Consider the following 13605-nt stretch of genomic DNA (forward strand, 5'->3'; position numbering starts at 1 on the left):
CTATGCGCTTAAACGTTCTACAATTACGGGAATGGAAATTCTGTAAATCACCAAACTTATCAACAACAACACTATACCTGCTCCTGTCAAACCTATAAAATAACTTAAAAACTGTACGTCTTGCCCAACGGTTACATCTCTTAGAGTGGTGACTAAGGGCGTAAATGGGTTGTAGGTCATAATGGTTTTCATGATACCGCTATCCGGGATGCCATACATAACCGGTGTAAGGTACATCACCAAAGACAGCGCCATGGTGATTAACCTCGACACATCGGTATAGAGCAAACCTATGGGCGTCAACAGTAAACCAAAAGCTGTACCAACCAGAATGGCACAACACAGTACCAATGGAAATAGCAATAATGACCAATGAAACCCAACACCAAACACAAATATAAATACCACTAAGAGCACTACTTTAACGCTACTGTTAAACAACAATTTATAAATACCAGATAGAATTAGTGCTTCCTTTGGAAAGTTGATTTTACTTAAAATACTGCGTGCGGCATTGGTACTTACCGTGGGTGAATTGATAGCTTCTAACAACATAGACCAAATCAAAGTTCCCGAAAACACATAAACAGGATAAGGCATCCCGGTATCGGCGATGGCTAAGGTTCCTGAGCTATTTAAAAATATCCAAATGGCCGCAGAAGCCAAAGGCGTTAAAAACAGCCATATAATTCCCAAATAAGATTGCCGGTATTGCGAGCTGATATCGCGCTTGGCAAATTGCCAGGCCAAAAAATGAGAACCCCACAAATCTTGAAGGGTTTCTTTCAGCAATGAAAATACCCTTGCTTTGTTTTGCCGCTTGTATATTTTAACCGGTAGTGGACTTTGTTGCGATGTCATTTATTTAGTTTGTGAGTATTTAAGTATTTGAGTTTTCTAGTCTCTTAGTTTATTTTAACTTTTACGCCTCATGCAGTTCACCGGTGAACCTGTAGGTCTTTTATTTTTTTGTCATGATTATTTTATCATCCGTCTTCTGTCCTCCGTCCTCTCTTCTCTCTTCTCTATATTCTCTTCTCTCCCTTCAGCGCACGGCTTCGCCAATGTCAGTCACATGTTTCAGTGCTAACTAATTTATAATAAATATATTATCAATCCCTAGGCTGCGATGTCATTCAGCTTCTTTACCTGAGATTTTGAAATATCTAACGTTACTGCCCATTGCAGTACTTCGAGCGCCACCACCAAACGGTGTTGCCCTTTTAACTCTGTTAAGGTGCCGCGCATGCCTTTAAACTGTCCCTGGGTGACCTCCACCCAATCGCCTTCACACAAATGGGGACCACCCATATCAAGCTGCACCTCGTTGCCACTCCAGGCCTTGGCCAATAAGAGCAGGTTGTTAATTTCGTGCCATTTTACCAGTGCCGGTTGTCCGAACTCTTTTAAAACCCCCTGTACCAAGGCATATTGGTATAAAGCCGTTATGTTCTCTATGCTATTTTCCACAAACACCACTCCTGGAATGAGTGGCAGCTCTACCTTTTTCTTGCGGTCTGACCATTGTCTTAGGGTAGTGTAGGTAATGGCATAACAGTTAATGCCATGAGCCGAGAGTTGCTGCGCCAGTTTTTTCTCGGCGCGTGGCTTGGTTTTGACCACCAGCCATTGCTGTGATTTTAAAGCCTCTTGACTATCTTGGGGTGATTTGGTATATATGGCAGGTGAATTATTTAACATGCTAGGTTCATCTCCTTTAAAAACCACTAGAGACGGTTGTTTTTTTATTGATTTGACCTGAATAATTTGCCGTTGTTGTCATTGATATGGGGTCAATAATTTACAAAGCAAAATGATGATTTTTAACAAGCTAATTTTCTTTAAAACAATATTTGGCAAACATAAGCCATATAATTAAATGTTCAAAGTGATTGATTTAATCTTTGTGTTTTATTCGGTGAAATTTTCCGTTCATTTTTTCATGACTATTGAGTCATTACAGTTGTAAAAGCCATCTATTCCAAAAAAAAGAATTAATAAGTCAACTCAAAAAAATAAATAATCAAATGCGTCAGACTAAAACCATAACCTCTAATCAAACGGCCTTCAAAACTTCAAACCAAATTTTTTTGCCTACCCCTTGGGCTAGGGTAGAGACAAAAAAACGAACTCAAATAAGTAAATATTAACCGTAGTTAACAAAAATCACTCCCTAAAATAAATGGATTTTAATTAAACTTTAAACAATTAATAGTTACTGTAGGCATTGACAAAATAACAGTTAATTAATTTCTATAAAAACATCATTTGATAGATTTGAGCCGAGAGGCGTCCTGGAGAGAATTAAACCCCATGACAAGGGTGTAGCAAGAATAACCCAGACAGGCACTCGTTACAAACGCCTGCGCGCCTCTGGTGGGAGCGCCAGGGGCGAGTTTATATTGAAGAGCACATGTTCTGACTCGATGAGATTGCTTCACCCTTTGGGTTCGCAATGACTCCCGTTTGTTGAGGTTTTGGCTTTGGATTCAGCACCAAACAAAGCGTTGAAAACATCCGCCAACTGCGTTGGGGACAAGCCACCAATCAAAGAAAAGAACATAGGCGAACCCACCCGACCCGTTATGAGTAAACACCAATGGCAATCCCACCGACCCTATGCAGAACTAGCGAGCTAACTAAACGAAGTTAACCATTACAATCTGGAAGTCATGATAATCATTATAAACCCTGATAAAAATCCTTAAGAAAAAAGCGAGCGTTGCGCAGCAAGTTCCTCATAGGGTCTTGATTCCTGCCTGCCGGCAGGCAGGTTTGTTGGTTCGTTTTTTTGATCAAGCAAAAAAATGAACAAGAAAATATTTAAAACTCCAAATCGACCTTCAACATAAACATTCTCCTTTAAACTCTGAATTTATTTTTAAGAATATATGTTCTGACTCGAGGAGATTGCCACACCCCAACAAGTTGGGGTTCGCCTGTCTGCCGACAGGCAGGCAATGACTTCCGTTTGTTGAAGATTTGGCTTTGGCTCAATCTAATTCAGAACTCAACAAACACACAACAAACAACAGAAAACCCATCCACCAACTCCGTTGGGGACGAGCAACAACCCATCAAACCACCACACTACCCGCATAGGTACTCATAGCAGCACGCTGCTCATGCGGTCTGTAAAACCCTAGCCAAACATGTGTTACCGCACCAGTCGCATACATCCCCAGTTGCAAGGTCACTTCACCCTCGGCTCTTACCGCCAGATCATAACGGATATTGGTTATAGAACGTTCCGGTGTGTGGGTCACTATAATCAGGGCATCATCGCCATAAGCCATGGCCTGATCACTGTTATTGGTCCAGCTAAGGCGTATTTCCTGTGGCGCGCTCCCGGGTTGCCTGCCTGTCGTCAGACAGGTGAGTTGCACACCGGTAGCCGGACGCAAATCGCCAAAACTGATGAGTGCTTTGGGGTAATCGATGGTAAAAGAATCATTCACGGGTATGACCACCTCACGCAAGTAATACGATTTCGCCGCATGAAACCCCGATTTTTGAGATGCAAACGGCACATAAGCCTCTTGCAACAAGCGTTTCAACGGTTTTAAAAAGTCCATCACCGTCGTCATTTTTAAGCGTTGTCGCTCCTGAAGCACACTGGGCTTCTTCTTGGTGGGTGTAGGTACCATACTTATATAGGCACCGTTTTTACCCTTTTTAAACACCAATTCACCAACCTTTCCTGATAATTCTCCAAACGGATTTTTAACAATTCTGGCCATATCTCATAAAATTTAAGTGATTCATACGCCATCAACCCCCAAGGGATCCTTCCAGTATACATCCGGCATACTTCAAGCCTTGGCCCACTCTTAATCGTAGTTTCTTCGATATTTTTACGATAAAGGCACGTCATATATACAATATACGACTAAACATCGAAGCAGCTACGTATAAATATCGGTGTTTCTTAGAACAACATCCGAACCAATCCCCTGCCCATCCCGAAGACGAGCCAAGGGCCCATCCTCTCTTTCAACATGATATAAATGTAATAAAATAACGGACAGCTCCTGTGTTGTTTACAGCTTAGTTATTAACAAGTTATTCCCATTTTTCAACCGGCTTAGCCCAAAAACCATAAAAGGTATTACCGATTATCACTTCTCAAACAGGCCATACCATCAAAAGCTCTAAAGCCACACTCAACAATTATTTATCAACACGAAAACGTTTGCGGATTATTTTTTGTCTTTTAAATTATAATTTTATAAAATAATTCCTTCTGAAACTTTTTAAAACAACAATAAAAATGAATAAGTATTTAGTGAGTATAGCCGCAGTTTTTTTTTGTATTGTTTTTAGTTATGGACAAACACAACAAATATTTTGGCGTTCTGAAGCTGTAAATGGGGAATGGTTTGAGGCCAATCCTTGCGGAGAAATTGGAACATCTAACTCTCAATGGTTTTACCCACATTTTGGAGGTAATACGTCGAGAAACGCACCTAATTGTTTCGGAATATATGATTTAGTTTTTGGCAACAACCATGAACTAATAATGAATAATAGCGAAAGTTTTTTCAACATAAATCGAATTACTTTTGATGGTAGTAATACGAATACCCGAACGCTAAATGGCCAAGGAATTGATTTAAGAAATGAAGGTATTAATATCCCTATAATCAGAAACTTAAGTGTTGGAAGCCATATTATAAATATACCAATTGCCTTACAGAATTCCCCAGTAGAATTCAACCCAGTAAATGGCAACTTAACCTTTTCTAATACTATCTTTAACAATGGTAACTTTATTGATGTTTTTGGCAATAATGGCAATATTCTAAGATTATCCGGTAATGTACAAGGCACCGGTGGTATAGCGCTCAAACAAAATTCAATCATTGAGATTGCCGGAGCCATGACCTATACCGGCGGCACAGCCATAGAAGCTGGCACTTTAAGAATTGAAGCGGGAGGAGATTTATCAAATGATACGGCAGTAACTATTTCTAGTAGTGCTACTTTTGATTTAAATGACCAAAGCATCACAGTTCGCTCTGTATCAGAAACCGCATCAGGAAACGGTGGAACCGTAGATTTAGGATCGGGTACGTTAACTGTTGCCGGTGGATGGTCCGGCGAGTTATTTCAAAATACCATAACTGGTAGTGGCAATATTGTAAAAAATGGTAGTGGAACATGGTCTCTTTATGGCACAAATACCTATAGTGGCACTACCACAATTAATGGCGGCACTTTAAAATTACTCAATAGTTCACCTAATAGTGACATCACCATAGAAACCGGTGGTACTTTGATTATTGAAGGTAGTAGTGAAATTACCGTCAAATCAGTTAACATTCAATCCGGAGGTTTACTTCAAATTAATGGCGGGCAAAGCCTAAAAATCACGGGGGATTTGATAAATAATGGCACTGTTAATTTATCGCTTTCTTTAGGTGGCGACTTAAAAGTAGGCGGCAACTTTACCCAAAACGGTATCTTAACCAACAACGGTCGCGCCGTGTTTTTTGATGGGACAGGCGCACAAACAGTTACGGGCAGCTCTTTACCTTTAAGCTTTGACTATGTAAGAGTGGATAAATCAGGTACTACCCTGAGTTTTGCAGAAGATGTAGTGGTAACCCAGGTAAACGGCGGTGTGGGCTATGAACAAACCAACGGTATTGTTACGGTTGCAGCAGGTAAATCGCTTACGGTACAAAATGGTGGTAATTTTGACATAGTTGCAGGAACCTTTACCTTAGAATCCAACAGCACTTCTTATTCCAGTTTAATCGTTAATAATGTTACCAACACCGGTGGCAGCATACAATACAACCGCTATACCAACGCCATTGGCTCAGGAACTACCGGTGGCAACGATTTGGTAGCACCGCCTTTGGGCGGACAAGCCTTTGGTGCTTTTGCTACTACTAACGACGGTGTTTTAGCGGCTTCAGGCGACCTGCGTGCTTTTGCACCCTTCAACAATGGCGCAAATCCCGGAGCTTATCAAAATTACAATGTTGTAACCGATGCCGCTACTGCCTTGCAAGCCGGCCAAGGATACCGCGCGGCGGCCGGTGCGACTCTACTATTTACCGGTGATGTAACTACCGGCAATTTAAGTGTGGGCATCACAGCACCAACCGGCACTTTTGGTGAATGGAACCTGATAGGCAATCCGTATCCCTCTTACATTGATATTGGAGCGTTTTTAAATCATGCAGCATCAGGCACCTCCAATATTGACTTAATGAAAAATGCCTCGGGTATTTATGGTTACGACGGCGTCGCTACCGACGGCTGGGATGTGATTACCCTTGCCAACGCCGGCACCAGATTGATGGCACCCGGACAAGGATTTTTTGTAGCGGCCGATGCCGATGAAAGCTTAGAATTTACCCCTGCCATGAGAAGAACCGGAAGTTCAGATGATTTTATTCCCGGACGCAGTGCCCCGCTTACCTATTTAAAACTCAAAGCTTCCAACGGTCAGCAAAGCTATAAAACCGACTTTTACTTTAACCAAAATGCCACAACAGGCTTCGATGCGGGCTACGATGCGCGTACCTGGGGCAACCAAAGCAGCGGTTTTATCCTCTATTCTCATTTGGTAACCGATAATACAGGAATTCCCATGGCATTACAGGCTTTGGGTATGGATGATCTTAACGATGTAAGCATTCCGCTGGGCATCAACGCAGCATCGGGCAGTACCTTAGAATTTAGTATTTTGGAATCGCAATTACCGACCAATACGCAGGTGTATTTAGAGGATTTGACTAATAATACCATTACCTCTATTACCAACACCAGTTACAGTGTGAACCTTAACCAACCGGTAAGCGGCACCGGACGTTTCTTTTTAAGATTCACCACCGGTACCCTTGGCATTGGCGACGATACGGCCAACTCATTAAACATCTATCATGATGCGGCTGCACAAAACATTGTTATTGCAGGACAATTAAGTGCTAACACTCAGGCCTATCTATACGATTTACAAGGTCGAGCAGTTAGCGCCACCGCCCTAAGCGCAGCCCAATTAGATCAACGTATAGATGTAAGCAGTCTCAGCAGCGGTGTATATGTGCTTAGCTTTGATAATGGCAACACACGCATTAGTAAAAAACTGATGATTAGATAATCGCAACAGGTTATAGCATAAAGACAAGACAGCCGCTATGGCTGTCTTTTTTTTGCTGATATGATAGGTGTTAAGTATATAAGATTTCAAGACTTAAAGATTATATAGATATACCATCGTGTAGATTGCTTCACCCTTCCACGCCACAGGCAAAGTTTATCACGCCACAGGCGTGGCAATGACACCAGTTTTTTGATGCTTTGGCTTTCGGTGCTGTACCAGCCAAGCTATTGTAAACAAACATCAATCAAAGTAAACAACATAGGCGGGCAAAGCGACCCTATGAAGAACTAGCGAGCTAACTAAACAAAGTTAACTATTATAATCTGGAAGTCATGATAACGTTTATAGACCCTGATAAACATCCTTAAGAAAAAAGCGAGCGTTGCGCAGCAAGTTCCTCATAGGGTCTTGATTCCTGCCTGCCGCCAGCCTGCCGGCAGGCAGGGCAGGCAGGTTTTTTGGGTAGCCTGCCTCGAGCTTGTCGAGAGGTCTTGATCAAGCAAAAAAATGAACAAGAAACGATTAACACTCCAAAACTGCCCTTTAACTAAACACATCATCTTGATATTCTCTTGAAAGCCGCATTGCAAATGCGCTTATAATCAAAATAATTATAGACAGGGCACTCGTTACAAACGCCTGCGCGCCTGTGGCGGGAGCGCCAGGGTACCGGAAAAGGGGTGTGTTTCGAAACGAAGAATCGTATCGAGAAGCAAGCCTTCAGTTTGTAAGCAATCATAACATTAGCCTATGTAATTAACTGTTGATAAGTGCATCTAATGAAAAACTTCCCTAAATTTAATTGAAAAAAAATGGGTAAATAGCAATTTTTTTTATATTCTTGCCGCTTAAAGCATTACCTTTGTGCCGTTAACAACAATACATCCTATCAAATCTATTCATATGAAACAACTTTACATCTTCGTCATACTATTATCGTTCAGTTTTATTGGTTTTGGTCAAACCACCTTGGTGACTTATGATTTTACCGGGCAGCCGGGAACTCAGGCTACACAGCTCACTGCTACTTTAGGTAGCAATATTACAGCAACTCCAATAAGCCGTGGAACACTTGCTACAGGCTCTGCACTAACTAATAGTATGGTTTCCGGCAACTGGCCATTAACAAACAGCATCAATATAGAAACTTATTTTGAATTTAGCGTAACACCTACTCCTGGTTATGTTTTAACTTTAAACCAACTAATATTTTCTGACATAAATAGCAGAAATGGTGCCTTGAGTTTCGCTATCCGAACCAATTTTGATGCATTTGCTAATGATGTATTTACTGATGCCATACCCTCTGTATCAGGTAATAATAGCGTTACAACACCCCGCAATATAAACCTACCTGCCATTTCGTCTAGCAATGCTATTACTATTAGAATTTATGGCTACAATAGAGCAAATGGAGCAAATAGAAGTTGGGGCTTGACAAATAACATGCAATTAACCGGTACCGTTACTCCCATTACTTATGTATACGATAATGGCTGGACACCGGCTAATCCTGAAGGGCTATCTACGAATGTTAATCCTATAGAAATTGTGTCGGGAAATTATACATTTGGCGCAGATGTTACGTGCGAAAGTATAACGGTATCACCGGGCAGCACAATAACTGTTAACAATGGTGTGCTCATTGAAGCTGTGAATGGAATCAATTTGCAATCTGTTTCTAATAACTACTCTGGTCTCATTTTAAATAATGGCTTTATAGATGGACCCATAAGATACAGTAGGTATGTGAATGCCATTGGTTCTGGTACCACAGGTGGTAACGACCTTATTACTCCTCCACTAAACGGTCAGAGATTTGATCTTTTCGCCAATGCCAATGCCGGAGTATTAGCCGAATCAGGAAATGTCAGAGCTTGGGCACCTTTTAACAATGCGAGTGGTGTTTATGAAAATTACGACATCTTAACTGATAGATTTACACTTTTGGAATCTGGTCAAGGTTTCCGCGCTGCAACAATAGGTGGAGCCAATTTGTTATTTACAGGTACGTCTAATAATACCAATTTTGATGCTACCATTACTTCAGAAACAGGTACTTTTGGTAAGTGGAATGCCATTGGCAACCCTTATCCGTCCTATATTGATATTGATGCCTTTTTAAATCACACCGTTTCTGGCTTAACAAATATTGATAAATTGGCTGCCGATGCACAGGCCATCTACGGTTATGACGGATCTGCCACCGATGGCTGGGATGTTATTAATCTGGCTAATGCTGCCGGCAGACTCATGGCGCCCGGACAAGGCTTTTTTGTAGCAGCCGATACAGGCGGTGCATTCTTGCGATTTACACCGGCCATGCGCACTGTAGGTAGTGGTGACGACTTTATACTTGGGCGCACGCAACCATTAACCTTCCTAAAGCTAAATGCTACTAATGGTAGCCAAACCTACAATACTGATATTTACTTTAATGATAATGGTAGTTTAGGTTTCGACCCCGGTTACGATGCCAAATTATGGGGTGGCGATACCAGCGGGTTTAAATTGTATTCTCATGTAGTTGAGAATAATATGGGCATTCCACTGGCTTTGCAAACCGTTAATACCAACCATTTAAGTGACGTAATTATTCCGTTGGGAATTAATAGTGCTGCCGGAACTGATGTCACCTTTAGCCTGGCCGCTTTTAATTTACCGGGAACCGTTGAGGTGTATCTGGAAGATGATGTTAACAACACCATCACCCGTATTGATAACGGAAACTATACGGTTACACTTAACCAAACGGTGAGTGGCACTGGACGTTTCTTTTTAAGGGTTAGTGGTAGCAGTTTAAATATTGATGACGAAAGCCGTCCTCGTTTAAATATCTATCAACTACCTACCGAAAAGGCCATTGTAATTGCAGGGGCTATTAACAACAATACCGAAGCCCATTTATACGATATACAAGGCCGTATGGTAAGTACTACTGTATTAAATGCAGCCCAATTAGAGCAGCGTATTGATGTAAGTGGTTTGGGTACCGGCGTATATGTATTGAGTTTTGAAAATGGTGCGGAACGCATTTCTAAAAAACTGATGATACAATAAGGTGTTATTATTAACGCCCTTATTAAATGCCCATCAACAAACATTTTGTAAAGCATTGTTTAAATTGCTTTTAATTATAAATTATTTTATTACTTTTGAATTTTAAAGAGAACATATAGCGTGAAAAAGACTAGCGACAATCATAAAATTACCCGTAAGGAAGCCCTGAAAAAAATGGGGAAATATGCGGCTTTTACCGCCATTGGTACATTTTTAATTTTAAACCCCAAAACGGCACAAGCGCAATCACTACCTCCTGATCCGGGTGGAGATTTTGATTAAGCCCTATTTGTAAAGAATTTTGAATAAGCATCTGGCGCCCACATACCAGTGCCTCTTAAACGGGCATGTGGTACTTTGGCACCAAAATTCTAATAATTACAGCGTTGTTACCTCAGCATTTGTTGAATTATTGGGTCACTACCTAGACGCTAAAAACAGTGAAGACTTTATGAATAGTCTTCAAAATAGTTATGGTTTTGACGAGGCTACTGCTACAAAATTGGAAACAGACATCACCCTTCAGCTTGAGGCCGCCAATGCTTTAAAAGACAGCACACCTATTGCCCCCGATCATTACGATACGGCATTAGCTGAAATTACCAAATGTTACCAAGCGTTTAACAGCACCTTTAAAATTGCCGCCCAACATAAAGGCTTGCTGCATTATGTGCATCCGGCACTCGCCCATTTGGAATGCGAGGACCTCAACAATGCCACGACGGAATTTTACTTAAGTGAAAATCCGGATGGTTTGCATTTGTTTTTAAACCAACAACACTATGGGAGTTTTCCAAAAAAGGACTATCACCTACTGCAAGGCAGATTTGTGATGTTACTTCTTGGTGCGATTCACCATCAGAACGATGCCAACTGGATGGCATCCTTTCACGCTTCCACCATAGCCAAAAACGGTAAAGCCGTCATGCTGACGGGCGCTTCGGGTAAAGGTAAAAGTACGCTCACCGCACTACTTTCTTTTAATGGATTTGAATTTGTTGCCGACGATGTAACCGGCATGTTATACCCAAATCTGGAGGTGTACAGTTATCCCGCCGCCATTTCGGTGAAGGCCGGGGCTTTTGAGGTTTTGAAAAAGACCATTCCTGAAATAACCACGCTACCACTGGCTGCAAATCATCCTAAAGGGTCGGTTAAATTCCTGCCGGTTGTTCAGCAAAAAGCAAGCCATTATCCGTGTCAAGACATTGTGTTTGTGCATTACAGTCCTAACCCTATAACAGCAGCGCTGAAACCTATCTCGACAGTTACCGCTTTACAAACCTTAATCCCCGACACCTGGCTGTCGCCAAAACCGGAACACGCCAAAGCATTTTTAGACTGGCTGCCCGGCTTAAAAGCCTATGAGTTGCACTATCACCATAATCATGAGGCCATTGAAATCATGGAAGCGCTCTTTAAAAACTAAGGGGTTTTAGTATCTTAGCTGTAAATGATACCAATGAAACGGCAAAAGCTTTCTACCTACAAGTTAATTGGACAGATTATTAGTTTTAGCGGGACTAAAGAGACTTTGGTACAACAACTTAAGGACTATCAAAACTGGGAAGCACTGGTGTATTACGGGAGTCAGCATTTATTGTTACCTACCATCTACAAGCGACTCAAAGACCTGCAAATACTGCACTTATTACCCGATGACCTGGTAGCATATCTCGAAGAGATCCATCAAATCAACCACAACCGCAATTTGTTGCTGCTTCAACAAATAAAGCAGCTACATGGCGTCTTGTCTGAAGCACATGTCAACCACCTCTTTTTAAAAGGTGCCGCATTTTTAATTAAAGGTGCCCACAGCAACAACCTTGAACGTATGGTGGGCGATATTGACATTTTAGTAGATGTCTCTCAAGCACAAAAGGCCTTTGAATTGCTTAAAGAGAACGGCTATGACCAACAAATTGGCTTTAATTACGAGGTCAAAAACTATCGGCATCTTAACAGACAGATTTCAAAAGCCGGTTTGGCAGCGGTAGAATTACACGGCGACCTTTTAAAACATCCTAAACAATATCTTATAAAAGCCAAAGAAATGCTTGAAACACAAGTTTTATGCAACCATTTACCCATACCAAATAACTATTTTATGGGTTTGCACAGCGTTCTGGCACTTCAAATCAACGATTTAGGCTACTATTACAAAACCGTATCGCTAAAAACGCTCAATGATACTTTGGTTTTGGGTATTGCACAACAACCTCAACTTATTCAAAACCTGCAATCTCACAAATACGGGCGCTTGTTTTTAGCCTATGCCCAACAATTTAGTAGAGACTTTAGCGTTTTAAAATTGAGCAAATGGCAACAATTTCAAGGCTTATGGTTATCTTTTAAGTTAAGGTTACCTCTGTACAGTTACTTGGTACATCGCTTAAAAAGTGCTTTGTGGTTCTTATTCAACCGCTTGTATTTGTGGTTAACCAATTCAAGCTATCGAAAAAACCTGCTAAAAAATAAATTTAAACAACCTCATAATTAGCATTTTTGAAAATAAATATGTTATTTTGCCCGATAGCTTTTAATTAAATAGTTACAAATGAAAAATACTACTTTACTGCTTCTTATAATGTTCGGTTTTGGAATTGCCAACTCTTTTGGTCAATCAACAAGATCTATAGATAAAGACGAATGGTTAATAGGTGTTGGATTCAACACCATCAATTCGCAAGGTACCAAATCACCGTTTGGAGATATCTCAGACTGGGCTTTTAGATATCCTCTGGCGGTAAGTGCTGAAACTTATTGGTCAAGATTGTTCTCTGTTGAACTAGCGGCGAGCTTAAATGGCTACAAAGCCGGTGATGCTATTGACGCAGTAGGACCGTCTGACGACAACCTTACCTATTTTGCCATCGACACCCACCTTAAATATTATTTTGGAGAAAAGATTTTCCCAAGAACCGAATGGCTCGACTTTTACGCCTTAGCTGGTCTTGGTTTTTTTACAGTTGAAGATGGCAACCTCTCAGGAAATATCGGAGGTGGCGCTATGTTTTGGTTAGATAAAAAACAATCTAAAGGTATCAAACTTCAAGGTGTTGCCAAATTAGCATTTAATCACAGTAATTCAGGCTCAACTTACGCCAATAACCACTTTCAGTACAACTTAATGTTTGTTTTTAGATTGTATTAATGGTGTATATAAAATAGCAATTTAAAGGCCTCTCATAGTAGAGGCTTTTTTTATGGTATGATGTGTAGTTTCTTAGTTTGATAGGAATGCGACATGCATGTCAGGAATTAAGACTTAAGATGTAAGATGTAAGATGTAAGATTTAAAATTTGGAATTTGGAATTTGGAATTTGAATTTGGTTCTTGGAATTTAGATTTTGGAATTTGGAATTTATTAAACCCTATATCAACTAAACCTGGTGCTCGTTTGCAACGAGTGCCCATTTACACCAGC

9 protein-coding genes are annotated in these 13605 nt (G+C 40.9%); 6 read left to right on the forward strand and 3 right to left on the reverse strand.

What is annotated here, in order from left to right; all coding sequences use genetic code 11:
• The 3 genes from FJ651_RS02260 to FJ651_RS02270 all read right to left on the reverse strand — a co-directional run bounded on the left by FJ651_RS02260 (window position 1) and on the right by FJ651_RS02270 (window position 3740).
• Window positions 1–861 (reverse strand): ABC transporter permease, encoded by an 861-nt coding sequence (locus tag FJ651_RS02260; protein ID WP_140988769.1) that lies wholly within the window; start codon window positions 859–861, stop codon window positions 1–3.
• A 258-nt stretch (window positions 862–1119) separates the two neighbouring features.
• Window positions 1120–1728 carry a UpxY family transcription antiterminator gene (locus FJ651_RS02265; RefSeq protein WP_140988770.1) on the reverse strand — a complete coding sequence of 203 codons (609 nt, stop codon included), beginning with the start codon at window positions 1726–1728 and terminating at the stop codon, window positions 1120–1122.
• A gap of 1349 nt (window positions 1729–3077) precedes the next feature.
• Entirely contained in the window at window positions 3078–3740 is a 663-nt protein-coding gene (locus FJ651_RS02270; protein WP_140988771.1) for a DUF6266 family protein, read from the reverse strand.
• A 530-nt stretch (window positions 3741–4270) separates the two neighbouring features.
• On the opposite strand from FJ651_RS02270, the gene FJ651_RS02275 reads away from it, so the two are divergent.
• From FJ651_RS02275 to FJ651_RS02295, 6 genes are all read left to right on the forward strand, one after another.
• On the forward strand, window positions 4271–7114 hold the full coding sequence (locus FJ651_RS02275) for a beta strand repeat-containing protein (RefSeq protein ID WP_140988772.1): 2844 nt from the start codon (window positions 4271–4273) through the stop codon (window positions 7112–7114).
• Between the two features lie 906 nt (window positions 7115–8020).
• Window positions 8021–10177: a T9SS type A sorting domain-containing protein gene (locus FJ651_RS02280; protein ID WP_140988773.1), complete on the forward strand. Its 2157-nt coding sequence runs from the start codon at window positions 8021–8023 to the stop codon at window positions 10175–10177.
• Between the two features lie 120 nt (window positions 10178–10297).
• Window positions 10298–10459, forward strand: a complete 162-nt coding sequence (locus FJ651_RS15675) for a hypothetical protein (RefSeq protein WP_216746074.1) — start codon at window positions 10298–10300, stop codon at window positions 10457–10459.
• A 19-nt stretch (window positions 10460–10478) separates the two neighbouring features.
• Window positions 10479–11606: a phosphoenolpyruvate carboxykinase (ATP) gene (locus FJ651_RS02285; RefSeq protein WP_140988774.1), complete on the forward strand. Its 1128-nt coding sequence runs from the start codon at window positions 10479–10481 to the stop codon at window positions 11604–11606.
• Window positions 11607–11639: 33 nt separating this feature from the next.
• Window positions 11640–12677: a nucleotidyltransferase family protein gene (locus tag FJ651_RS02290; RefSeq protein WP_216746060.1), complete on the forward strand. Its 1038-nt coding sequence runs from the start codon at window positions 11640–11642 to the stop codon at window positions 12675–12677.
• A 57-nt stretch (window positions 12678–12734) separates the two neighbouring features.
• The gene (locus FJ651_RS02295; protein ID WP_140988776.1) at window positions 12735–13331 is read left to right on the forward strand and encodes a hypothetical protein; all 597 of its coding nucleotides are present in this window, start codon (window positions 12735–12737) and stop codon (window positions 13329–13331) included.
• Window positions 13332–13605: the final 274 nt, after the last annotated feature.

The sequence above is a fragment of the Paucihalobacter ruber genome (genome assembly GCF_006494535.1).
Lineage (GTDB): Bacteria > Bacteroidota > Bacteroidia > Flavobacteriales > Flavobacteriaceae > Paucihalobacter > Paucihalobacter ruber.